The 24,339-nt window shown below is 42.3% G+C and carries 21 protein-coding genes, 4 tRNA genes and 1 pseudogene; 18 read left to right on the forward strand and 8 right to left on the reverse strand.

Annotated elements, in window-relative coordinates; all coding sequences use genetic code 11:
* Positions 1–45 precede the first annotated feature (45 nt).
* The 4 genes from GBI16_RS07740 to GBI16_RS07755 all read left to right on the forward strand — a co-directional run bounded on the left by GBI16_RS07740 (position 46) and on the right by GBI16_RS07755 (position 4,099).
* A complete protein-coding gene (locus tag GBI16_RS07740; protein ID WP_086210408.1) occupies positions 46–687 on the forward strand; it encodes a phosphoribosylanthranilate isomerase in 642 nt (213 codons plus the stop codon).
* Positions 671–1,900, forward strand: coding sequence for a tryptophan synthase subunit beta (trpB, locus tag GBI16_RS07745; protein WP_086210407.1), 1,230 nt, complete (start codon positions 671–673; stop codon positions 1,898–1,900). Before GBI16_RS07740 ends, trpB begins: the two co-directional genes overlap by 17 nt.
* A gap of 521 nt (positions 1,901–2,421) precedes the next feature.
* Positions 2,422–2,934, forward strand: a complete 513-nt coding sequence (locus GBI16_RS07750; RefSeq protein WP_086210406.1) for a DUF1543 domain-containing protein — start codon at positions 2,422–2,424, stop codon at positions 2,932–2,934.
* A gap of 172 nt (positions 2,935–3,106) precedes the next feature.
* Positions 3,107–4,099, forward strand: coding sequence for a DUF2804 domain-containing protein (locus tag GBI16_RS07755; protein WP_086210405.1), 993 nt, complete (start codon positions 3,107–3,109; stop codon positions 4,097–4,099).
* Positions 4,100–4,156: 57 nt separating this feature from the next.
* Here the strand turns inward: GBI16_RS07755 and GBI16_RS07760 are convergent, their stop codons facing one another.
* Entirely contained in the window at positions 4,157–5,032 is an 876-nt protein-coding gene (locus GBI16_RS07760) for a metal-dependent hydrolase (protein ID WP_151706845.1), read from the reverse strand.
* Between the two features lie 135 nt (positions 5,033–5,167).
* Between GBI16_RS07760 and GBI16_RS07765 the strand changes: the two are divergent.
* Positions 5,168–6,189: pseudogene (locus GBI16_RS07765) on the forward strand (AraC family transcriptional regulator ligand-binding domain-containing protein).
* 51 nt (positions 6,190–6,240) lie between these two features.
* On the opposite strand, the gene GBI16_RS07770 reads toward GBI16_RS07765, so the two are convergent.
* On the reverse strand, positions 6,241–7,572 hold the full coding sequence (locus GBI16_RS07770; protein ID WP_151706846.1) for a Na+/H+ antiporter NhaC family protein: 1,332 nt from the start codon (positions 7,570–7,572) through the stop codon (positions 6,241–6,243).
* Positions 7,573–7,944: 372 nt separating this feature from the next.
* On the opposite strand from GBI16_RS07770, the gene trpA reads away from it, so the two are divergent.
* The 4 genes from trpA to GBI16_RS07790 are packed head-to-tail and all read left to right on the forward strand — an operon-like array spanning position 7,945 to position 11,925.
* A complete protein-coding gene (gene trpA / locus GBI16_RS07775; protein WP_151706847.1) occupies positions 7,945–8,748 on the forward strand; it encodes a tryptophan synthase subunit alpha in 804 nt (267 codons plus the stop codon).
* A complete protein-coding gene (accD, locus tag GBI16_RS07780) occupies positions 8,745–9,641 on the forward strand; it encodes an acetyl-CoA carboxylase, carboxyltransferase subunit beta (protein ID WP_086210400.1) in 897 nt (298 codons plus the stop codon). Before trpA ends, accD begins: the two co-directional genes overlap by 4 nt.
* Positions 9,638–10,921 (forward strand): bifunctional tetrahydrofolate synthase/dihydrofolate synthase, encoded by a 1,284-nt coding sequence (folC, locus tag GBI16_RS07785; RefSeq protein WP_151706848.1) that lies wholly within the window; start codon positions 9,638–9,640, stop codon positions 10,919–10,921. Before accD ends, folC begins: the two co-directional genes overlap by 4 nt.
* Positions 10,918–11,925 (forward strand): SPOR domain-containing protein, encoded by a 1,008-nt coding sequence (locus GBI16_RS07790; protein WP_086210398.1) that lies wholly within the window; start codon positions 10,918–10,920, stop codon positions 11,923–11,925. Before folC ends, GBI16_RS07790 begins: the two co-directional genes overlap by 4 nt.
* Positions 11,926–11,951: 26 nt before the next feature.
* Here GBI16_RS07790 and GBI16_RS07795 read toward each other — a convergent pair whose 3' ends face one another.
* From GBI16_RS07795 to GBI16_RS07805, 3 genes are all read right to left on the reverse strand, one after another.
* Complete coding sequence (locus GBI16_RS07795; RefSeq protein ID WP_086210397.1) at positions 11,952–12,527, reverse strand: dual specificity protein phosphatase family protein; 576 nt, start codon at positions 12,525–12,527, stop codon at positions 11,952–11,954.
* A complete protein-coding gene (locus tag GBI16_RS07800; RefSeq protein WP_086210396.1) occupies positions 12,524–13,348 on the reverse strand; it encodes an MBL fold metallo-hydrolase in 825 nt (274 codons plus the stop codon). Before GBI16_RS07800 ends, GBI16_RS07795 begins: the two co-directional genes overlap by 4 nt.
* 308 nt (positions 13,349–13,656) lie before the next feature.
* Positions 13,657–14,298, reverse strand: coding sequence for a peroxiredoxin (locus GBI16_RS07805; protein ID WP_086210395.1), 642 nt, complete (start codon positions 14,296–14,298; stop codon positions 13,657–13,659).
* Positions 14,299–14,696: 398 nt separating this feature from the next.
* Here GBI16_RS07805 and GBI16_RS19035 point away from each other — a divergent pair, with 398 nt between their 5' ends.
* The 9 genes from GBI16_RS19035 to GBI16_RS07850 all read left to right on the forward strand — a co-directional run bounded on the left by GBI16_RS19035 (position 14,697) and on the right by GBI16_RS07850 (position 21,692).
* Positions 14,697–14,819 carry a hypothetical protein gene (locus GBI16_RS19035; RefSeq protein WP_265733402.1) on the forward strand — a complete coding sequence of 41 codons (123 nt, stop codon included), beginning with the start codon at positions 14,697–14,699 and terminating at the stop codon, positions 14,817–14,819.
* A gap of 458 nt (positions 14,820–15,277) precedes the next feature.
* On the forward strand, positions 15,278–18,001 hold the full coding sequence (secA, locus tag GBI16_RS07815; RefSeq protein WP_086210394.1) for a preprotein translocase subunit SecA: 2,724 nt from the start codon (positions 15,278–15,280) through the stop codon (positions 17,999–18,001).
* A gap of 192 nt (positions 18,002–18,193) precedes the next feature.
* Positions 18,194–18,541, forward strand: coding sequence for a hypothetical protein (locus GBI16_RS07820; RefSeq protein ID WP_086210393.1), 348 nt, complete (start codon positions 18,194–18,196; stop codon positions 18,539–18,541).
* Positions 18,542–18,698: 157 nt separating this feature from the next.
* On the forward strand, positions 18,699–19,919 hold the full coding sequence (gene argJ / locus GBI16_RS07825) for a bifunctional glutamate N-acetyltransferase/amino-acid acetyltransferase ArgJ (protein WP_151706849.1): 1,221 nt from the start codon (positions 18,699–18,701) through the stop codon (positions 19,917–19,919).
* A gap of 144 nt (positions 19,920–20,063) precedes the next feature.
* Positions 20,064–21,131, forward strand: coding sequence for a quinolinate synthase NadA (gene nadA / locus GBI16_RS07830; protein ID WP_086210391.1), 1,068 nt, complete (start codon positions 20,064–20,066; stop codon positions 21,129–21,131).
* A 154-nt stretch (positions 21,132–21,285) separates the two neighbouring features.
* Positions 21,286–21,362: transfer RNA gene (locus tag GBI16_RS07835), tRNA-Pro, on the forward strand.
* 46 nt (positions 21,363–21,408) lie between these two features.
* Positions 21,409–21,485 (forward strand) — tRNA-Arg (locus GBI16_RS07840).
* A 36-nt stretch (positions 21,486–21,521) separates the two neighbouring features.
* Positions 21,522–21,597: transfer RNA gene (locus tag GBI16_RS07845), tRNA-His, on the forward strand.
* An 18-nt stretch (positions 21,598–21,615) separates the two neighbouring features.
* Positions 21,616–21,692, forward strand: a tRNA-Pro gene (locus tag GBI16_RS07850).
* A gap of 128 nt (positions 21,693–21,820) precedes the next feature.
* On the opposite strand, the gene GBI16_RS07855 is transcribed toward GBI16_RS07850, so the two are convergent.
* From GBI16_RS07855 to GBI16_RS07865, 3 genes are read right to left on the reverse strand one after another with little or no spacing between them, the layout of a single operon-like run.
* Positions 21,821–22,300 carry an OmpA family protein gene (locus tag GBI16_RS07855; protein WP_151706850.1) on the reverse strand — a complete coding sequence of 160 codons (480 nt, stop codon included), beginning with the start codon at positions 22,298–22,300 and terminating at the stop codon, positions 21,821–21,823.
* A gap of 8 nt (positions 22,301–22,308) precedes the next feature.
* Positions 22,309–23,532, reverse strand: coding sequence for a sensor domain-containing diguanylate cyclase (locus GBI16_RS07860; protein WP_110975764.1), 1,224 nt, complete (start codon positions 23,530–23,532; stop codon positions 22,309–22,311).
* A 4-nt stretch (positions 23,533–23,536) separates the two neighbouring features.
* Positions 23,537–24,037 (reverse strand): YfiR family protein, encoded by a 501-nt coding sequence (locus GBI16_RS07865; RefSeq protein ID WP_151706851.1) that lies wholly within the window; start codon positions 24,035–24,037, stop codon positions 23,537–23,539.
* Positions 24,038–24,339 lie beyond the last annotated feature (302 nt).

The following is a 24,339-nucleotide window of genomic DNA, read 5'->3' on the forward strand; positions in this document are numbered from 1 at the left end:
ATTTATAGATCAGCTATAAATAGGGTTGAGCCAGAGTTATAACCTATGCGAACCCGTGCCAAAATTTGTGGGATTACCCGTAGCCAAGATGTTCAAGCTGTGGTCAAAGCAGGGGCAGATGCAATTGGTTTTGTATTTTTTCCACCTAGTCCACGCCATGTCAGTGTAGTTCAAGCCAAAGAATTGATTCAACATGTGCCTGCCTATGTGCAAACTGTTGGACTTTTTGTGAATGCCACTGCGGATGACATTGCGGATGTGTTAAAACAAGTGGCACTGGATATCATCCAGTTTCATGGTGATGAAACACCAGAAGACTGTCAGGTGATTGGGACACAAGTAGGAAGGCGCTGGTATAAAGCTATTCAAGTCAAACCTGAATTGGATGTGGTGGCAGAAGTTCAACGTTTCCAACAAGCAGGGGCAAGTGCAGTGCTCTTAGATGCCTGGCATCCTGAACTCAAAGGGGGAACAGGACACAGTTTTGACTGGTCACAATTCCCTACGCTTGATATTCCTTTAATTTTAGCGGGTGGTTTAACCCCCACTAATGTTGAAGACGCTATAAAGACGACTGGGGCTTATGCTGTAGATGTCAGCGGAGGCGTCGAATCCGCTAAAGGTATAAAAGACCAACAACTTATAGAAAACTTCATGCAAGGAGTCCATCGTGGATCAGCAAAGTAATGTGATTGACTATACCCAATACCCAGATGAACGTGGGCATTTCGGTATCCATGGCGGACGTTTTGTGTCAGAAACTCTAATGGCAGCATTAGAAGACTTAGAAAAGCTCTATTTCCGTATGAAGGATGATGAGCAGTTTCTGGCAGAATTCGACCGTGACCTCGCCTACTATGTAGGTCGTCCTAGTCCTTTATATTATGCTGAGCGATGGTCGAAAGAGTTGGGTGGTGCGCAAATTTATTTAAAACGTGAAGACCTCAACCATACGGGTTCACATAAAGTGAACAACACCATTGGTCAGGCTTTACTGGCAAAACTGTCAGGTAAAAAACGCATTATTGCTGAAACGGGTGCAGGTCAGCATGGTGTCGCAACGGCAACCATCGCGGCGCGTTTAGGTCTGGAGTGTGTGGTATTCATGGGTGCAGAGGACGTAAAACGTCAAGCCATGAATGTCTACCGTATGCGTTTACTTGGTGCAACTGTTGTGCCTGTCGAAAGTGGCTCAAAAACATTGAAAGATGCCATGAACGAAGCGATGCGTGACTGGGTGACCAATGTCGATTCAACCTATTATGTGATTGGTACGGTTGCAGGCCCACACCCATATCCACAGTTAGTTCGTGACTTCCAGTCAATTATTGGCCGTGAAGCGCGTAAACAAATTCAAGAGCAAGCAGGGCGTTTACCTGATGCTTTAGTGGCATGTGTAGGTGGCGGTTCAAATGCAATGGGCTTGTTCTACCCATTCTTAAACGATGCTGATGTGAAAATGTACGGCGTTGAAGCTGCGGGTTATGGCATTGAAACAGGTAAACACTCTGCACCGTTAAATGCAGGTCATGTTGGTGTTTTACATGGTAACCGTACTTATTTGATGTCAGATGAACAAGGTCAGATCATTGAAACGCATTCAATTTCAGCAGGTTTGGATTATCCAGGTGTGGGTCCTGAACATAGTTTCCTGAAAGATATGCATCGTGTTGAATATGTGCCAATCAATGACAATGAAGCTTTACAAGGTTTCCGTGATTTAACTCATATTGAAGGAATTATTCCTGCTTTGGAAAGTTCTCATGCGATGGCTTATGTCACTAAACTTGCGCCAACCATGTCTAAGGATCAAATTATCATTGCGACGGTTTCTGGTCGTGGGGATAAAGATTTGATGACTGTGGCACGTATTGATGGCGTGGAAATGGTTGAGATGTAATGACTTCTTTAAAGCCTTCCTATTGAGGGGAAGCTTTAAATATTAGATTTAAAGAATCGTGTTGGGTGAAAGCTCAGCACGATTTTTTTGAAATAGAAGTTTATCCAAAACATGAATAAGGGAAGGCGACATGGATGTTGCCCGTTGAGCAGCATTACAGGGATGTAATGTCTGCTCAATAAGATGGTTTTGTTACTTTTGCCGAAACAAAAGTAAGATATTTCCTGCCAATGAAAACTTTGGTCAAATCTATCTCATTGTATTGGTGATAACGTTATTTAAATTTTGACGGAGTCTTACTGCTTACACCTCAAATGTAAGGAGTTCATAATGTTACTTTGGATAAGCTCAAAGTAACCAAAGGCATTGTCATTCGCAAAACTCGTCCTATACTTTCATGTGATTAATGGAGTTGCAAAAACATTTCTCTTGAAGGGTAGTTTACCTCGAACAATTGCGAATGATGCTTCCGTGAAGCGCCTGTTAGCTATAAAAAAGTATCTCAAAAGAAAGGAAATAGAATGCCCAACCTATTTATGGTTATGCTAGGTGGTCGTCATGCACGTGCCAATACCGAAGTCCATGATGTTGTGTTTGCTGTCGCTGACAGTTTAGAAGACAGTTACCCGCAACTTAAACATGCATGGTTTGGTGAACAAAAAGGCTTACATATAGATGCTTGGGCACGGCTAAATGGTGTTGAAAGTGCGGGGAAAAAATACCAAATACAGTTTAGTGATGCTCAGCCTCAAGTCACAGATGAAAAATTGTGGCTCATAAATTTAGGTGGCTATGACACAGGTGAATTTGGGGAGTTGCATCGTTATGTACTCGTTGTTGCCCCCAATGCAGTAGAAGCCAAACAACTTGGCAAACTACATTTTGATCAAAAGTGGAAAAAGCAACATACAGATCGTGTTTTAGACGTCGATGACTGTATTGCGATTGATTGCATACATGGACGTTATGTGCTGTTGGTTGAAGCTGAGTTTGCACAGAATGTATGGGAAAATACGTATTTGATGTTGAGTTAAGCTGAGTGCGTATTCAGTGCTAGGATGAAAACATAAAGACATCAAAATGTTAATCTGATTTCTTTTCATAAGAAGCTGATGAAAAAATAAACTAAATGCTGTTCAGTGCCAAAATTATAGGCATAATAAGCATACGGATATTAATTAACTTTTGCTTAAGGATAGAGCATCAATGGATTTGATACAGTCCAATGGACAACCCCATTATGGTCGGTTTAGTGAACTTCCAAAAACCATTGATTTAGATAAATATCAGTATAAAACTCCGTATGGTGAAGTGCTTACGGGATGGCGTAAGAAACTGAAATATAAAAAATTTAAGTTTTGCAGCATTCAACATGAACACTATACCATTGGTCTTGCAATTGCCGATATTGCTTGGGCAGGACATGGTTTTGTTTATATTTATGATCATCTTAAAAATGAAGTGCTTGAATGGAATGCGGTGAACTTTTTAGCACGTAAAACCGTATTGGATGAACAGCCTTTATATAATCAAAGCGTGTTTGCAAATTCACCTTTCCAAATTGAAATTCAGCATGCCAATGGGGTGCGTTATGTGCAAGTGACTAAATATGGTGAAATTAAACTGAGTGCACGTATTTTCTGTGCCAGTACAGAACCGCTTAGTATGTGTAGCCCAACAGGAATCAATGGTTGGACCTACACACAAAAACTCACAACTTTGGCTTGTGAAGGATTTTTTACCAATAAAGCAGGTCAGATAATCCAATTCAATGATCGGACATTGGCTTCTTTAGACGATACCTGTGGTTTTCTTAGACCTGAAACAGCTTGGTTTTGGTTATCATGCAATTTTTGGGATGCTGAGGGCAGACGCATTGGGCTCAATTTAGCTTCTGGTGTAAATGAAAGTTTTGGCAATGAAAACTGTCTGTGGATAAATGGAAAATTATACACAGTGAGTGATGTTTTGTTTCAGATGGAAGAAGAAGGTCGCTGGACGATTCGTTCGTTAGATGAGCGTTTGCATTTAACCGTGACTACGGGTTGGCGTCGGTTTGAAAACCTCAATTTACGTCTGGTCGGCAGCCAGTTTAGTCAGTGGCAAGCCAAGATTAGTGGTACGATCCAGCAGGGTGAGCAAGAGCTTATCTTTCTCAATGAATATGGCTTACTTGAACAGCATTATGCAAAGTGGTGACAGCGAAAATAAAAAACTGGCTCAGTGCCAGTTTTTTATCGGTTATGGTTTTTCACTTTATTTTCCAGCTTGCCAAAACGCTTCGCCCGCTAAAATTGGATCATTCGTTTCTGCTAGGGTGTCGATCCAAACATCATACTGTGCAATCACAGGATGTTGATTTGGGTGAAAGTCTTTCTTAAACCAATCGAAATATTGCCCACGCATCCGAGACAGTATTCCTTTTTGTCCAAAGAACCATGGCAGCCCTTTACGCATCATTTGCAAACGTTGCAGGCGGCTAAAACCATCATGTTTGAGCATGACATCTGCGCGGTAGGTGGTGAAACCAAACATCATCACCGTGGTAAAGGCCAGTGCAAATAGACGTGTCGCTTCAGGCACATGTCCGACTTGTTTCATCACATCAAACGCAACATCACGGTGTTCCATCTCTTCAATGGCATGCCATGCAAATAAAGCACGTACATAGGGATGGGCTTCTGCTAAGGTTGTTTTGTGGCTATAAAACGTTTCTGCCATGAGTGCAGTTAAATGTTCCGCAGCGGCAGTCATCGCAATGTTGTATTGCGGCGAGCGTTTACTCAGTTCAAATTTAAAGATTTTATTTAAACGTTGAATAAATTGGTCAACAGGCATGCCTTGTTCTCGCATGACCTGATTCATTTTGTCATGGGCAATGCCATGTTGCGCCTCTTGTTTAATAAAATCTGTTACGCGCTGCGCTAAGTCAGGGTCTGTAATCTGATCGCGAAATAAACGCACGCTTTGAATAAAATAGCGTTCACCATCGGGGAAGGTGAGGCTGAGTGCATCGAACATGCGGGTCCGAAATGGGTCGTCGCCAAACCAAAAACGTGGCACCTCATCGAGCTTAAAATTAAGTTTGCTTCGCACAATCGGTTCAATAGGGACACTAACAATGGCATTCATTTTGTTTTACTTCATTTGCCTCGGATGATTGCAGTATGTCGGAGAAAATGCAGTTTGTTTTGACAGATATTGCCATTTTTTATACATTTTACGCCAATATGAAAATGTCGCATGTCATATAGCGGGTAGGCCGTCATGCAAGAATTACAAATCCCCAATGGTTATTTTCAGCTCTGGAATATGTACCTGATACAGCAGGGCATTGATTTTCATCATCTCGATGTTTTAAATCCATATAAAGTGAACTTAGAGCATGTGCTCAGACTGCCGATTGATACTCAGTCACCTTTTTCTTTTTTTCATACGATTTTACAGCTCACGCAAACGGAGTTGGACTGTCCACAGTTAACCATGGAAATGGCTAAGCTGATTCGGCCTGAACACTTTGGTGTGCTAGGCTATATGGCGACTCGAAGTAATAGCGTGGCTGAAGCCTTACAGTATGTTATGCGCTTTAGTCGCTTGGTGATTGATGGGGCGGAAGTAACGCCGATGCACATGCAACAGCAGGGCAATGAAATATGGCTGACATGGCCGTTCCACCATGAAAAATATGCAATGCTGAATGAAATGACCATGGCCTCGATGGTGCATTTGGCTAAGCAAATTTTCCCCGATCAATTACAGTTCCTAAAAATTCAAATGGCCCATTCCGCGCAGATGGCACTCTATCATTATCAAAAGTTTTATGGCTGTGAAGTGAGCTTTAGTCAAGCCTGCTATGCCTATGTGATGAGTGCAGACAGTTTGAGCTTAAAATCGGGCTTTGCTGATCCTTCCTTAACACAGCTTTTACTAAAACAAGCAGAGGTTGCCATTGCACTCAAACCTCGCTATGAAAGCGTATTACAACAGATTCATAGCGCCGTGGCAGATTATCTTAAAGCACATGCGGAAGCCCCTAAAATCGAGCACATTGCAAGTGAGCTACATTTGTCTACGCGGACCTTACAGCGCCAGCTACGAGACTTAGGCAGTTCATTTATGCAAGTGCTTGAATGTGAGCGTATGAAGCAGTGTGAGCAGTTGCTTCAACAAGATTTAAGTTTGACTGATATTGCCTTTCAACTCGGCTACTCGGGCAGTCTGCTTTAGCGCGTGCTTATAAACAGCATAGTGGACAGACCTTATTACAGTTGAAACGACAACTGAAATAACAGCAGGAATAAAAAAGCGCCTTTGGCGAGGCGCTGAAATGTATGAAAGGATCAGACTGATTTCAGTCGTGGAAAACGGAACGCAATCGCAAGAATGGCAAAAATCGCCAGTATCCAACAGTAGTAAATGCTGCCGATGAGTTCGACAGGAGAAAGCTTTGCAATCGAGCAGGCCAATAGAAGTTGTGCGCCATAGGGAATCAGTCCTTGTACCACACATGAAAAGATGTCGAGTAAAGCGGCTGCACGTTTTGGGTCTACGCCATATTCTTTAGCAACTTCACGTGCCATATCGCCCGATAAAATAATCGCTACAGTGTTATTGGCCACAAAAATGTTGGAGAAAACCACTAAAAAGCTCAATCCAATTTCACCTGCACGCTCGCGACCGACTTTAAATAAACGGGTTAGGCTGTAAATGCGTTGAATAAGCCAGTCGAGTCCACCTTCTTTTTGCATAATGGTCGAAAGACCGCCTAAGAACATCGACAGTAACGCCACTTCAAACATACCGACAAAACCATCATAGATGGCTGTGTTGAGTTGAATGACTGTAAATTCTGGCTGTGCAATCAATCCCATCACTCCAGAGAGCACCACGCCAACCATGAGTACAGCAAGCACGTGTAAACGACTGAAGGCGAGGAAAAACACCACCACATAGGGCAATACCAGCCAAGGGTTAAAGTCTTTGGATTGAATACTTTCGGTTTGATGGATGCTAAAGACATAAATCGCGATCGTGACTAAAGCTGCAGGTACTGCAATCCAGACATTGACGCGAAACTTGTCTCGAAGATGAACTTTTTGACTGGTGGTAGCGGCAATGGTGGTATCCGAAATCATTGACAGGTTATCACCAAACATTGCACCGCCGACGACTGCGCCTATGGCATAGACCGCAGCAATATCAGTGGCTTGAGAGAAACCAAAGGCAATCGGTGCACAGGCTGCAATCGTGCCCATCGAGGTGCCCATTGCTGTTGCAATAAACGCTGAAATAATAAATAGCATGGGCAGCACAAAGGCTGGTGGAATCGCAGACAAGCCCATTTGCACTGTAGCATCTACACTACCAATGGCACTGGTGGTACTGGCAAATGCGCCTGCCAGCATGAACACCATGAACATTAAGATGAGGTTCGGGTGACTTGCACCGCGCAGAAAGGTTTCGATGCCTTGATTCAGCTCACCGCGATAAATCAATACTGCCAAAATAATGGCAGGAATGGCCGCAACAGGCGCTTTCATTTGATAGAACGCAAACTCGGTTCCAATCACAGAATGGTAAATACCACTGCCTAAGAAAATGGCTAAAAAAACAATAAGCGGTAGTAGCGCAAGCGCACGTGCTTGCACTAAACCTGAGTTATCGGTGGTCATAGGAGATAGGGAAATGAAAGAATGTGCGTAGTATAATGCAGGTTTTGCTATTTCATAAAACTTTAAATGTAAAAGCTAAACCGCCTATTTTTATCATTTTTTTGCAAATAAAAATAAGTTTATCTAAAACTTAGACATTTTGGTATTTCCTAAAATTAGGCATCTTTGATCATTGAGAAAAAAACCGAAATATCAGTAAATGGTGCTTTACGGTTGTTCTGAAAATATTTGACGAAAAATGAATTGGAACGTGAACGCAATGTGCTCTATTCAATGAGTAAAAAATAGCGTTACAATGCAGCGTCTTGTATTTTTACAAAGCCAACTCCTCAGTAGTTTTAATTTTAAACAAGTTAAGGAAAGCACAACCCTATGTCACGTTTAGCCACTCGTTTTGGACAGCTTAAATCTCAACAGCGTAAAGCTTTGGTTTCTTATGTTATGGCTGGTGACCCTCATCCACAGGTAACAGTTCCTCTGTTACATCAGATGGTCGAGGCGGGTGTTGATGTGATTGAACTCGGTCTTCCATTTTCAGACCCTATGGCAGATGGTCCTGTGATTGCCCTTGCAGCAGAGCGTGCATTGGCAGGTGGCACCAATACCTTAGATGCTTTGAATATGGTCAAAGAGTTCCGTCAAAAGGATCAAGAGACCCCAGTGGTATTGATGGGTTATCTGAATCCAGTTGAAGTCATTGGCTATGAAAAGTTTGTATCGACTGCGCATGCATGTGGTGTCGATGGCATTCTACTGGTGGACTTACCGCCAGAAGAAGCAGCAGAGCTTGATCTTGTATTGAAGCAATTTGATATGGATCAAATCTTTTTACTAGCGCCAACCTCAACGGACGAACGCATTAAACATGTGGTGAAACAGGCGAGTGGTTTCATCTATTACGTGTCTTTAAAAGGGGTCACAGGTGCAGCAACTTTAGATGTTGCTGAAGCTGCAAACCGAATTGCAAAAATTAAAGCAGAAACAGATATTCCTGTCGGTGTTGGTTTTGGGATCAGTGATGCGACATCTGCCAAAGCAATGGGCGGAGTGGCTGATGCTGTGATTGTTGGTAGTGCTTTTGTTAAGCAATTTGCAAGCTTAGCACCAGAACAAGCCGTGGTTGAAACGGTTAATAAAGTCAAGGAGCTTCGAGCAGCGCTCGATGAGTTAGTATGAGTCAAGATGTTAAATCAGGGAAAATCCTAAGCCCATCGACGCCATGGACTGAACGTGGTGTACCCGGTATTCAAGTACCTGATGAGCAAACCTCACTCAAGGCGACGTTTACAGAACCAACGATAGAATGCCCTGAGTGCCATGCACTTGTTACACGTACTGCAATGTCATTTAATGCTTATGTTTGCCCTCAGTGTGATGAACATTTGCGTATGAAAGCCCGTGATCGTTTGAATTGGTTCTTTGACCAAGTGCAAACAGAATTGGGACAAGAATTTAAAGCCAAAGATCCGTTAAAATTTGTTGACTCAAAGCCATATCCAGATCGTATGACTGAAGCACAGAGCAAAACGGGTGAAACTGAAGCCTTAGTTGTGATGCAGGGTTTACTTAAAGGTATTCCTTTGGTTGCCTGTGCCTTTGAATTTGACTTCATGGGTGGTTCAATGGGTACGGTAGTTGGTGACCGTTTTGTGCAAGCAGCTGAAAAAGCCATTGCGGACAAGCAACCTTTGATTTGCTTTGCTGCTTCAGGCGGTGCGCGTATGCAAGAAGGTATGTTGTCTTTGATGCAAATGGCGCGTACTTCAGCGGCTATCCAAAAAATGAAAGATGCAGGTCTGCCTTATTTGGTGGTGTTGACGCATCCTGTTTACGGTGGTGTAACGGCATCTTTAGCGATGCTAGGTGATGTGCATATTGCAGAGCCAAAAGCGATGATTGGTTTTGCGGGTAAACGTGTCATTGAACAAACTGTGCGTGAAAAGTTAGAAGAGCCGTTCCAACGTGCGGAATACTTGCTTGATCATGGTGTAATCGATCAAATTGTTCACCGTCACGCATTACGTGATACAGTTTATCGTATTGTCGCGAAACTGATGAATTTGTCTTGAACACAGCACCACTTGCAACAGACTCTTTAGCAACATGGCTCGATTATTGGGGCCATGTTCACGTTACGGGTATTGATTTAGGGTTGGAACGCGTCATTCCAGTAGCTGAAAAGCTTGGAGTGACACGACCTGATGCCAAAGTTTTAACTGTAGCGGGAACCAATGGAAAAGGTTCGACCACCACCACATTAGCTGCCATTTTAAATGCACAAGGCTATAAAGTGGGACTGTATCAGTCACCGCATATTTACCGTTTTAATGAACGAGTTAAATTGCGTGGGGTAAAGGTTGATGACCAAAGTTTGGTAGATGCTTTTGTGCAAGTGGATCAAGCGCGCCGTGATTGTGATTTAAGCCTCTCGTTTTTTGAGGCGACGACACTCGCGGCTTTTGTCATTTTTAAAGACCAAGCCTGTGATGTTTGGGTCCTTGAAGTGGGTCTAGGCGGTCGTTTAGATGTGGTCAATGTGATTGAACCCGATGTTGCGGTGATCACCAATATTGGTTTAGACCATACTGACTGGCTGGGCGATACCATTGAAAAGATTGCCTTTGAAAAGGCAGGTATTATCCGTCCAAATATTCCTGTGGTGTTCGGCGGCTTACAACACATTCCTCAAGCGATTCTTGATAAAGTGGATGCTTGTGCTGCCACATTATATGCAGTGAATCGTGACTATTTTTATCAACCTAGTGAGCATGGTCAGTCGTGGATGTTTGCATCCAGTGGCACCACTTTAAATTTGCCCCTCGGCACATTGGCCGTTGAAAATATTTCAACAGCCGTTGCTGCTGTTTTATTGAGTGGTTTAACTGTCACTCAAGCGGCTATTTCTGAAGGAATTCAAAACGCAAAATTGCAAGGTCGTTTTGAAATTCGCCAAATACAGAATAAAACCGTAATTTTTGATGCAGGGCATAACCCGCACGGTGTTGCTTTTTTATTAAATCAATTGCGAAATTTCCTAAAATACAATAAACAGTACACTGAAGTAGTCAGTGTTTTCTCAATGTTGACAGATAAAGATGTGAAATCTGTCACAGAGTTATTGAAAGACACCATACAAATGTGGAAAATTGCGGCATTAACTGTTCCGCGTGCAGCACCAATTGAACAATTGGATCAAGCATTGCTAGGACAACAGGTGCAGCACTTTGACAGTGTGAAATTGGCTTTTAAATCAGCGCTCGATGAAACAAAGAATAATCAGCTGATTTTGGTATGTGGTTCATTTCATACCTTAGAAGCGGTATGGGAGTATTTGGAAGAATGTCAATGAATAGCAAACAGCGTTGGATGGGTGGCGTTGTTTTATTAGGTGGTGGTGTCCTTTTGGCAGCATTACTTCTTAAAGGCAAAGAAGAAATACATCAAAATAATATTAAAACACCAGAGCTTGCGACACAATCTGTGCAACGTAATGCTGAAGGTGAGTTAGCTCAACCTCAGTCGTTAACGGTTGATGTTGAAACAGAAAAACGCTTACTGGAACAGCAACGTGTCGCACGTGAAAAATCAGTTGCTGAACAAGAAGCTCGTGCGGCTGAATTTTTAGCGATGCAGCAACAAGCCGAAGCCGATGCTGCACGTAAGGCCGCAGAAGAGTATGCTGCGCTGAATGCACATCGCAATGCCGCACAGCAAAGCTCGGACAACATTCCACCCGAATTGGTTGAGGATGAAAAAGCCAAGCAACAACGAATTGTTGCGGACAAAGCGGCTGAACTAAAGAAGTTGGAACAGCAAAAGCTACAAGCCCATACTGAGGCTGAAAAAGCAGCTGCTGCAAAAAAACTGACTGAGCAAAAAGCCTTAGCGGAAAAGCAAGCGCTTGAAGATAAAGCCAAACGTGAAGCTGAGGCTAAACGTAAAGCAGAAGACGAGCGTAAGGCTGAAGCAAAAAAAGAAGCTGATCGTAAAGCAGATGCTGAGAAAAAAGCGGAAGACAAACGTAAGGCAGATGAAAAGCGTAAAGCTGATGAAGCCAAGAAGAAGGCGGAAGCTGAAAAAGCGCGTGATTTGCTTGAGCATGGCGATAAGCAGTGGATGGTACAAGTGGCATTGGCTGCCAATGAAGCCAATGCAGATGCTCTGGCTGCCAAGCTTCGTGCCAAGGGTTATAAGGTCACTAAAAGTCCAACCTCTAAAGGCGTGCGGATTATGGTGGGACCATCCAAAGACCGTGATACTGCCGATGCAGCTCGCAAGAAGATTACCTCAGATGCAAGCCTCGGCATGAAGTCAGCTTGGGTGATTGACTGGGTGCCACTCGACAAACGTTAAGATTGGGTTTAACCCAATTGCCTTCACTAAGATGGATTCAACAGTTGCTGTTGAATCCATTTTATATTTTCAGGGCTAAATAAAGGCTCAATATTTTGCCAAATCGGATGAAAACCATAACCACCATGTTTCATCTCAGCCAAGGCATCAGCGGTAGACCAGTTTTGAAAAATAATGCGGTACATCGCCACGCTGGCGCCTGTACGGTCTGAACCATGGTAGCAATGCAGTAAAACTTTTTGCTGATTTTGCTCTGCATGTTGAATTTGCTGCATCACCTTTAACAGGTCTTCTCGGTCAATCGCCCATGTATGAATTGGGATATGCACCAGTTCAAACCCTTGGTTGGACAGTTTTTTTAGGTCTTGATTGCGCGAGCGTAAATTAATAATCACGTCAATTTGCTGTGCTTTTAAACTTGGAACTAAATCTTGATCGGGTTGCTCACTCCGAAAAACAGTTTCGCTGATTTGATAGAAGTTATGCGCAGGTTGGATCGACTGTCCCCAGTGTTGTGGGCGCTCTGTCTCTGGCAGCGCAGGTGTAGTCATACAGCCAGAAATACTGACACACAGAGAAAGCATAACAAGGTATTTGGTCATAGGATCAGGCTCTGATGGTATGAGAGTTCAACAGGGTCATGCGCACAAAAGATTTCGATACTGGGTTCAGACTGTGCCAATTGTTGAATTTTATGCAGGTTGCTTAAACGCTGTGAATTATCTTCGGCAAAAAATACTTCCAAGGCATTTAAGCTGCGAAGTTTGTTTTGAGGGTTGAGTTCTAAGTGAGAGTAGTAGGCATCCCCACAGAAGAGTTTCCAACCCTGTTGGGTTTTAATGGCAATGCCACAGTGACCTTCAGTATGCCCAAACAGCGGAATCAAAAGAATCTCATTATGAAATAAGTCAAACCCTTGCACTTGAGTCAAATTAAACCATGCGTCACCGTGGATCGGCTCAATAAAGTGCCAATGGCGATGCTGCTGAAATTGTTGTGTTTTATAACGCGCTTTATTTTTTAATGATTTCAGGTTTTGTGCAGCATTATATTCGTTAGACAGAATATGCACCGTTGCGTTGGGAAAGTCAGAAATGCCACCTGCATGGTCAAAATCCAGATGTGAAACCAAAATATGTTTAACATCTTTCGGGCTAAAGCCAAGTTTTTGGATTTGTGCAATGGCGGTTAATTCTAAGTTTTGTTCAATTTTTCCAATCCGAGCCACTAACTGCCCCAAACGCTGTTTGGTGTGTAGATAGTCTTGTATGCCTAAGCCTGTATCAATCAGCACCAGCCCTTGATCTGTTTCAACCAAAAGACAATGACACACCACCTTGGCTTGAAAACCTTTTTGGCCGAAGAGCGGAGCACAAACTGGACACATAGTGCCACAATGTAAATGGTGAATGTTATAAATCATAAAGTCATTTTTATCGTGTTGTTTGGACTGTTATAGCGGAAGATTTGAGTTTTAACAGTTTGATTTTGTTAAAGAGTCATGTGTGCCTGCTTTAAGCAGAAAAAAGCCTGTCGATTGACAGGCTTTAAAAAGTTCAAACTCGGCTCGTCATTAGAGTTTGAAATGATCATACAAGGTAACTCAGAACGTATTTTTATGGGTTAGTTTCCTCTTTGGATTGCTTGCAGTTCAGTGCCCATTTTTGTTTTCAATCGGTCTGCTCGGTCAAAACTTCGGGCTTCGCTTGTCTAGTGCAAGAGCAGAGTATTTTATCCTTGCTCAGGCTGTGGAGTCAGGCGTAAATATGGTGTTACTGCCTTATAGCCTTTTGGAAAGCGCTGTGCGATCTCCGCTTCATCTTTGAGTGATGGCACAATCACCACATCATCGCCCTGTTGCCAGTTTGCTGGGGTTGCAACTTTGTGATGATCGGTCAGTTGCAGTGAGTCAATCACGCGTAAGATTTCATGGAAATTACGACCTGTTGATGCAGGATAGGTGATAATCAAACGGACTTTTTTGTTTGGGTCGATAATGACCAAAGAGCGAACCGTTAATGTTTCACTGGCATTGGGATGGATAAAACCATATAGCTCAGACACTTTTCGGTCTTGGTCGGCAATGATCGGGAAGTTCACGGTAGTATTTTGGGTTTCATTGATGTCTTTGATCCAGCCATGATGTGACTCGACATCATCGACTGAGAGGGCAATGGCTTTTACACCACGCTTTTCAAATTCATCTTTGAGTTTTGCGGTAAAGCCAAGCTCGGTGGTACATACTGGCGTGTAGTCAGCAGGATGTGAAAAAAGTACTCCCCAGCTATCGCCTAAAAATTGATAAAAATCAATTTCGCCTTCGCTCGAAGCCTGTTGGAAATTGGGTGCGATATCGCCTAAACGTAAACTCATGGTAAACCTCAAATTATCTTTATGTCTATGGAATGAACATCACTATGGCGCAATTTCTTTTGCATGAAAAATAGTGTTTTATTATTTGTTTATACAAAATACTCATAATGAGGCGGATAGGGGTTCTGTATTTAGGTATATCAAAGATGATCTCGTTTTTGCTCTAGAGACCGTTTATTTGCATGTTTACTAACGGTATTTAAACGAAATTATTTCTGCTCTAAAGTGTGTAACTATATAGGATTGATCGCACATACGATCGGCTATAATTCTTTTTATGATTGATTTATATTGGTTTTTTAAAGTGATTCCAAAAATATAACAAATTTGAGCATTCGAACAATGAGAAAAAATAGGTATCGCCCTGACTTTGTTGCTGTGTGTGGGTGCTTCAACTCATGCGCAGTGGGCAATTGAAACAAGCCCAAGTGAGTACTGCTCGTCAAACGCCACAACAAATTACAGATCAATATCTAGCGTCTCAAAAAAGTCTTACACAGCGGAAAGTGGCGCTGTCTTAGGCTCTCGACCGAGAGTTAGCTCAAGGTCAGACTACGAATGCGAGTAATGTCTACAATATTACCTGCGTACAGCTCGTTCCAATTCTCACTGCGATGCGAGTCACTGATGAGTAGCTTTTAGATTTTCTACAGAGCATGAATCCAAGTCAGTCCAACAACGGAGTGAAAGCCTCGCTGCGGCAAAATCCAGCGCATGAAAGCAAAACCTTGAATAACTGCAAACAATTAAAGTCGCTACTTTAAAAAAGACCGTTGAATCCTGATGAGTTCGGATGAAATCTCTATGTCGGCTGTTTAAAATTTGTTACATTAGTTTGCCTTAGATTCGACGGGCTAGAAACAATGAATAGATTTTTTAAATGGTTTTGTGTAAAGCCCTTGTACTTCAAATTTCTAGCACCATAATAACGACTAAGAAAACATATTCATTTGACAAGCAAGATTTAGAGAGTCTATTCATGTTGGCAAGTCTGATCGGAGGAATCTTCGGTACCAAAAATGAGCGCGAACTCAAACGCATGCGTAAAATCGTAGACAAGATTAATGCGCTCGAGCCGACGATATCCGCTCTTGGCGATGCAGACTTATCTGCAAAAACTGAAGAATTTAAACAACGCTATAACAAGGGCGAAAGCCTCGATAAATTACTCCCAGAAGCATTTGCTGTCTGCCGTGAAGCAGCTAAGCGTGTGATGGGCATGCGTCACTATGACGTACAGTTGATCGGCGGTATTACCTTACACGAAGGTAAAATTGCGGAGATGCGTACAGGTGAAGGTAAAACCCTGATGGGTACCTTGGCGTGTTATTTAAACGCGATTAGTGCTCAAGGTGTTCACGTCATTACCGTGAATGACTACTTGGCACAGCGTGACGCTGAATTAAACCGTCCGCTCTTTGAATTCTTGGGTTTAAGCATCGGGATTATCTATTCCATGCAAGATCCAACAGAGAAAACTGAAGCCTATCGTGCTGATATTACTTACGGTACCAACAATGAATTTGGTTTCGATTACTTGCGTGACAACATGGTGTTCTCGCTTACTGAGAAAAAGCAGCGTGGTTTGATCTATGCCATCATTGACGAAGTCGATTCGATCTTAATTGATGAAGCACGTACGCCGTTGATCATTTCAGGTCAAAGTGATGACTCTTCACAGCTGTATGCTGCAATCAACAGCATCCCACCTAAACTGCATGCGCAGAAAGAAGAAAAAGTCGCGGATGGCGGGCATTTCTGGATTGATGAAAAGCAACGCTCTGTTGAAATGACTGAGGTTGGTTTTGAAACGGTTGAAAATGAACTGATTGAGATGGGCTTGTTGGCTGAAGGTGAAAGTCTATATTCATCGACCAACCTGAACTTGGTTCACCATGTGACTGCTGCCATTCGTGCACATTACTTATATCAACGCAATGTGCACTATATCATCAATGATGGTGAAGTGATCATTGTCGATGAAAACACAGGACGTACCATGCCTGGTCGTCGCTGGTCTGAAGGTTTACACCAAGCAGTTGAAGCAAAAGAAGGCTTGGAAATCCAGCCTGAAAACCAAACGCTCGCAACGACAACCTTCCAGAACTATTTCCGTCTATACAAAAAGCTTTCGGGTATGACTGGTACTGCCGATACTGAAGCTGCGGAAATGAAAGAAATTTATGGTCTAGATGTAGTCATCATTCCGACGCACCGCCCAATGATTCGTCTTGATCAAAACGATTTAATTTATTTAAATCGTAATGGTAAATACAACGCGATTATTCAAGAAATTCAACGCGTGCATGAGTCTGGTGTAGCCCCAATTCTAATTGGTACAGCAACCATTGAAGCCTCTGAGATTCTCTCGGATAAATTGAAAGAAGCAGGCATTCAGCATGAAGTGTTGAACGCAAAACAACACGAACGTGAAGCGGATATTATTGCACAAGCGGGCGCACCGCGTGCGGTGACCATTGCAACCAACATGGCAGGTCGTGGTACAGACATTCTGCTTGGTGGTAACTGGAAAGCTTTACTGGCAAAAATTGAAAACCCAACCCCTGAAGATGAAGCGCGCTTAAAAGCCGAATGGGAACAAAGCCATGAAATGGTATTGAGTTCTGGTGGCTTACACATTATTGGTTCTGAGCGTCACGAATCACGTCGTATTGATAACCAGCTTCGTGGTCGTGCGGGTCGTCAGGGTGACCCAGGTGTGTCGCGTTTCTATCTGTCTCTTGAAGATGACTTGATGCGTATCTTTGCGGGTGATCGTGTTGTGGGCATGATGCGTGCGATGGGCTTACAAGAAGACGAAGCCATTGAGCATAAAATGGTGTCGCGTTCGATTGAAAATGCGCAGCGCAAAGTTGAAGCACGTAACTTCGATATTCGTAAAAATTTATTGAAATACGATGACGTTAACAACGAACAGCGTAAAATTATTTACTCACAACGTGATGAAGTTTTAGCAGAAAGCACATTGCAAGATTACATCGAAGAGATGCAACGTGATGTGATGAAAGGCGTGATTTCTAATTATATTCCACCTGAGTCAATTCATGATCAATGGGATATTGATGGGCTTGAAAAAGCGTTACGTGAAGACCTCGCGATTGATTTACCAATCAATCAGTGGTTGGAAGATGACCGTCGTTTAGATGAAGAATCTTTGGTTGAGCGTATTACTGATGAAGTGGTACAGCGCTATCGTAGCCGCCGTGAACAAATGGGTGATGAAACTGCAGTTATGCTGGAGCGTCATTTCATGTTGAACTCGTTGGATCGCCATTGGAAAGATCACTTAGCGGCGATGGATTATTTACGTCAAGGCATTCACTTGCGTGGTTATGCACAGAAAAATCCTGAACAAGAATACAAAAAAGAAGCGTATAACTTATTTGTAAATATGTTGGCGATTATCAAATCGGATGTTGTGACTGATTTATCTCGCGTACATGTGCCAACGGCTGAAGAGCTGGCTGAAATGGAAGCTCAAAAGCAAGCTCAAGCTGAAGCGATGCAATTGAACTTGTCGCATGCAGACTTTGATGGTTTGTTGGCCGATGATCAAAGCCACTTCGCAGAAGTAGATGCACAGTACGAGCCAGTTGAAGAGTTTGCTGCACCTGCAAGTCGTAACGCGCCTTGCCCATGTGGTTCGGGTCTGAAATACAAACAATGTCACGGTAAAATCTAAACTGTGAGCGAGTGAAAAAGCAGAACTTCGGTTCTGCTTTTTATTGGAATGGCTAAAAAATTCTCATTGAGCTAAATTACATATTGCTTATGATGCCAGCTAAAGCGTTGCAGAATGTGAATAGCAATTGCAGTGTTAGGCATTAAATGCTATTTAGTTGCTCATCATCCAAACCTCTAAAGTGGAAAGACAATGAAAAAAGTATTAAAACCAATCATGATTGTAGCTTTAGCGCTTCCAACTTTTGCATTTGCAGATACCACTACCGCAGCTAAAGTTCAACAAGCACGCGGTGCAACCACAGCACCTGCGGCACAAGCCAATGGCAATATTACGGTACAAAGTCCGCGTACAGGTATTCGTTATACTTTTCCTAACCCTAATCAACGTCCTGTCGTATTACAAACAGCGGCGATTGCTCCGGTGAATGCAGTCACAGTGAATCGTATCGTGGCTTCAAATCCAGCACTTTCCCCTATAAGCCAAGAAAATGCTAAACAAGCACTGTTGTCTGAGTCGGCACAGCTTGCTTCAAATTAATCGTATTTTCAAATATAAAACCAATCTTCGGATTGGTTTTTTTATGTCAAAAATGAACTCACTTTGAAAAGTGAAAACAAACAAAGTCTTCTGCTCGATTTTTTCTGAAAATTCTAATAAGCTGTGGTTTTTCTAACAAATGAATTGGACGTTTAAAATGCCAGTAGGTGACGTATCAATGCCACAAATGCACGTGGTGAAAGGGGTGAGAATCGGAACGGCTGAAGCTTATGTGCGCTATCAGAACCGACGAGATCTTGTCATTTTCGAATTTGCTGAAGGAACCAACGTTGCGGGTGTTTTCACCCAAAATGCCTTTTGTGCAGCACCTGTGCATGTGTCTAAAGCGCACTTACAACAAGCAAATCCACGTTACCTTGTCATTAATACAGGGAATGCCAATGCAGGCACAGGTAAAACTGGTCTGGCTAATGCTCAAAGCACTTGCACAAAACTGGCTGAACTTGCCGATGTAAAGGCGAACGAAATCCTGCCATTCTCAACTGGGGTAATTGGTGAGCAATTGCCTTTAGAACGTTTGTGTAGTGGTTTACAGCCTGCTTTAAATAGTTTGAGTGCTGAGGCTTGGGTCGACGCTGCTACTGGTATTATGACGACTGACACAACTCCGAAAGGCGCATCTGAACAGTTCGAGCTAGATGGCATCATTTATACCATGACGGGTATTTCTAAAGGTGCGGGTATGATTCGTCCAAACATGGCCACCATGTTAGGTTATGTTGCAACTGATGCACCTATCAGCCGTAATTTGGTTCAGCAACTTTTGAGTGAAACAGCGAATGTTTCGTTCAATAGAATTACCATTGATGGTGATACTTCGACCAATGATTCATGTATCTTTGCAGCCACAGGACAAGCTGGTGGTATTGAAATTCAGTCCACAAATGATCCACGTTATGCTGTAGTCTTAGATGTATTGACCCGTATAATGAAACGCCTTGCACAACTGATTGTACGCGATGGTGAAGGTGCAACTAAGTTTATTACGGTTGCAGTTGAAGGTGGGAATGATACACAAGAGTGTTGCGATATTGCCTATAGTATTGCGCATTCGCCTTTGGTAAAAACTGCAATTTTTGCATCAGATCCGAACTGGGGACGCATCTTGGCTGCGATTGGTTATGCGGGTGTTAAAAATTTAGATGTTGAAAAAATCCAAGTTTGGTTAGATGATGTGCAAATCTGTAAGGATGGTGGAGCGGCAGTTGATTACACGGAAGCAGAAGGTGCTCGTGTAATGTCGCAAGCGGAAATGACCATTCGTGTGGACCTTGGACGCGGAGCGGCGAAAGACACAGTCTATACCTGTGACTTATCTTATGATTATGTGAAGATTAATGCGGACTACCGCTCTTAATCTGAACATGCTCAAGAAAGCCTCCATTGGAGGCTTTTTTATCTTGAGTGCTTTTGAATGATTGGTCAAAAGCCTAAATGCCATTTGACCAATAAATTGAGTGTGGGAATTGCTTGTTGATAAGCATGAAGGGATGGATGAATGATGAACAATGCGACCAATTTAATTGCCAATGAAGCAAAATCAATTGTGCAGGCGCATTTGGACCGTTTGGGTGAGACCAAAGAGTCACAGCTGAGCGAGGAGGCAAAACAGGAAAAGTTTGCCCTAATCTTGGCTGAGCTGAAAAAACGCGATGCAGTTTTGGTAGCACATTACTATTGTGATCCAGAAGTGCAGGAATTGGCCGAATTAAGTGGTGGTTGCGTATCCGACTCATTGGAAATGGCACGTTTTGGTCGTGATCATCCTGCATCTACCTTAGTGGTGGCGGGCGTTAAATTTATGGGGGAAACTTCAAAGATTTTATCGCCAAATAAAACCATTCTCATGCCCACTTTGGAAGCCACATGCTCTTTAGATTTGGGCTGTCCAGTCGATGAGTTTAGCCAGTTTTGTGATGCACATCCTGATCATACCGTTGTGGTTTATGCCAATACTTCAGCCGCAGTGAAAGCCCGTGCCGATTGGGTAGTGACTTCAAGCTGTGCAGTTGAGATTATTGAGCACTTAGATAGTTTGGGTGAAAAAATTATTTGGGCGCCCGATCAGCATTTGGGACGCTATATCCAAAAGAAAACAGGTGCAGACATGTTACTTTGGGATGGGGCATGTATTGTGCATGAAGAGTTCCGTGCGCGCGGTATTGCTCAAATGAAAGCACTTTATCCAGATGCTGCTGTTTTGGTCCATCCAGAGTCACCTGAATCTGTGGTTGATATTGCCGATGCTGTCGGGAGCACATCACAACTGATTAAAGCTGCTCAGACTTTGCCACATGAGCGATTGATCGTTGCGACGGATCGGGGTATTTTCTACAAAATGCAACAAGCCGTACCCAACAAAATTTTAGTTGAAGCCCCGACAGCAGGTGAGGGTGCAACTTGTCGGTCTTGTGCACACTGCCCGTGGATGGCAATGAATGAGCTAGATGGTATTTTGGAGGTTTTACAAAAAGGGGATCAAGAAATTTTTGTTGATCCTGCTTTGGCAGAACGTGCAAAACTACCTTTAGATCGGATGTTGGATTTCAGTGCATCATTAAAACGTTAAATTTTGTATAAAAAACAGCTGAAACGCTTGATTAATATACATTTGACGTGATTTTTTTACTTTTTTTAAATATAGGTGTTGACGTTATCAAGCGTCGCGCCTAGAATGCACACCGTACCGAACGAGATGTTCGATACGAAAAGCTGAGATGAATCGGAGCATAGCACAGCCTGGTAGTGCACCTGGTTTGGGACCAGGGGGTCGTAGGTTCGAATCCTACTGCTCCGACCAATTCTTCAAGGCAAGGTTTTCCATAATACCTCGTATTATTGGTCATGCGCCTGTAGCTCAGTTGGATAGAGCATCCGCCTTCTAAGCGGATGGTCACAGGTTCGAATCCTGTCAGGCGCGCCATTTGGTAGCTTGGTATATAAGAACCGAAACATGATGGTGGATGTAGCTCAGTTGGTAGAGCCCTGGATTGTGATTCCAGTTGTCGCGGGTTCGAATCCCGTCATTCACCCCAACTTTAAAAAGTTGAAAACGGAGCATAGCACAGCCTGGTAGTGCACCTGGTTTGGGACCAGGGGGTCGTAGGTTCGAATCCTACTGCTCCGACCATTTATTAAAATGGTCGAGATAAAGATACCGCGTTAAGCGGTTTTTTTATGCCTGAAATTTAGTGAAGTGCGTAAAAAAAGCCTTCGTGATGAAGGCTTAATTTAAGATACAGGCGAAGCAGATAATGTTTAAGGAATAATAATAATATTCACACGACGATTCAACGCTCGATTTTCTTCACTGTTATTTTCAACCAGTGGTTGTGAAGCACCACGACCAAGGGACTGAATATTTTGAGTTTTGAATCCTGTTTCAATAAAGATTTGACTGACGCTAGCTGCACGTTTTTCTGACAGTGTTTGATTATATGCTGGGTCTCCAATATTATCCGTATGTCCGACCACTTTGATTGTATTCAGATTATATTGTTGAAGTTGTTTTGATAGTGCCTCTAGCGGAGGCTTTTGAGCGGCTTGAATATCGGATTGGTCAAAGCCAAACAATAATTTTTCAGGCAGTCTCAGCGTCCAGCCTTCTTCGGTCAGGGTAAAGCCTTGTTTCTTCAACATGCGCGCCTGTTTATAGTTGAGATGTCCTAAACTGAGGCAGCCAGATAGGATGGTCATAAGACTTGTGACGATAATTAATTTATAAAGATGTTTTAGCATACGGCTTCCTAATAAATATCTTGACAGGGGGTGATATACCACCCTTGAGCTAAGTTTTTGGCTTTATACATGGCATTATCGGCTTCAGCAATCAGGTCTTCGGGCGTTGTTGCACATTTGGAAAAGGCCACGCCAATACTGAAACTGAAATAAATTTGTTGTTGGTCGAAATTCAGGGGAGCTCGGCTACATGCAATTAAGTGCTCACAGATCTGCTCTAAGTGCTCATAATGTTTGATATTGCGAACGAGAATAGCAAACTCATCTCCACCTAATCGTGCAACGACATCATAATTACGAACATTCTTCTTTAAGCGTAGAGCCATTTCTTTTAAAACTGCATCGCCTGCTAAATGCCCATAAGCATCATTAATATCTTTGAAATTATTATTATCAATAAAGAATAATGCAGTTTGATTTTCCTCTAGATTTTCAAACTGATTACATAAAATATTGTAGAAATAATGTCGGTTTGGTAGCTCTGTTAGTTGGTCGTGTAGAGCTTTATGAGATAGCAGTGAATTTTCGCTTTGTAGTTTTTCATTGGTGCGTTGCACCTTGTCTAGCAAATTGTTAAAAGCACCACTAATCACTCGAAATTCATAAATGGGTGAAGATGGCAGTCGGGCTTGGTAATTGGTATCAAGATTTAAACTTTCAACGGTGTTAACCATAGGTTGAATAGAGTGCATCAGTTTTCGATAGGTAGAATGTACTAACCACAGCATCACTAATAGAATAATAAAAATACCAATAGATAAGCAGATCAACATCTGAAAGAAAAAACTCATCAGTTGATTTGCACTACCATGAATAATCAAAGTGCCGTACTGGTTATTTTTGTGCTTAATGCTTTGACTAACAGGATCTGCAAAAAAGACCCGATTAAATAGATTCTCCAGCCATGCAAACTCAGTTCGATTTTTGTACACGGCTGCAAGAGTATCTCCTTGCATGTCCTTTACCACAATTGCGCGTATTGGATACTGTTGAATGTGGTTGTTCAGTGTTTGTTGTAGTGTAATACGGTCATTAAAAATGACTGCGGGTTGGATTTGTTCACTTAGGGTTGCACTCAAGATATTTAAGCTTTGCTTGGCATAGGTATTCATGGTGTAACTTGAAATAACAATAAAAATTAAGCTACAAATACCAAGTGTCAGTGAAAAAATTAGCAATTGGGATTGACTAAAAATCTTTTGTAAAGATGTGTTGTAGTGCTTACGAAACATTGTGTTAAGGCTCCGTAGATTTTGCTAATAATAAAACACGCGGATCTACATGAGCACGCGATTGAGAAAGGCTGCTTAAATTCACTTTAAAAGAAGTTCTAGTTTTACTTTGGTATAAACAAAAAGCACTGCCTAATTCACATTCAGCATTATTCGAACTGAATGTAAGGGGTACATCTTTTAAACTATTAATAATATTTTGCTCTTCACGAGGTGTATATGTTGAGAAAAAGACTGCATTACACATCACTTTATTGAGTTCAGATAAGTTAATAGCTTGAATTTGGTAAGCGCTTTTGAGTTGCTGATTGACTTGTGCAAACTGATTAGAGAGTTGAGTGTTATTTAAAATACATAAAGAAACAGGATTTGGGGTATTCCATCGAACATAGCTTAAGATAGTCAATGTGGTCGTGGGGAGATTAAGTTGAGGTTGTGCCTGTGCCTGTGAAATCATTACACAAGACAAGAGAACACAATAAATTCTGTATTTAAAAGCTGTCATTATTCATTTTGCTTGGCAGCGAGATAGAGCATATCTTAACGAAAAATAAACAAGGATAGTAAAAAATGCTTTAATAATCGTCAAAAACAACAAATTTGACTAAAAAACACCCATTCAAGATAATAATTGCTGTAAAGGGGTTGTGTAGTATTAGGAATGGTGTAGAATGCACATCCATCGGCGGTGATGAAGGTTAAAACTTCTGATAAAACAGCAACTTAGTTGAAATTGATTGAGTTGGGTTTTAGAAAGAGAGTTTAAAATAATTTAAATTACCAGTTGACTTTTAAGAGATTGAGAGT

It is taken from the genome of Acinetobacter sp. TUM15064, from assembly GCF_008980265.1.
Classification (GTDB): Bacteria; Pseudomonadota; Gammaproteobacteria; order Pseudomonadales; family Moraxellaceae; genus Acinetobacter.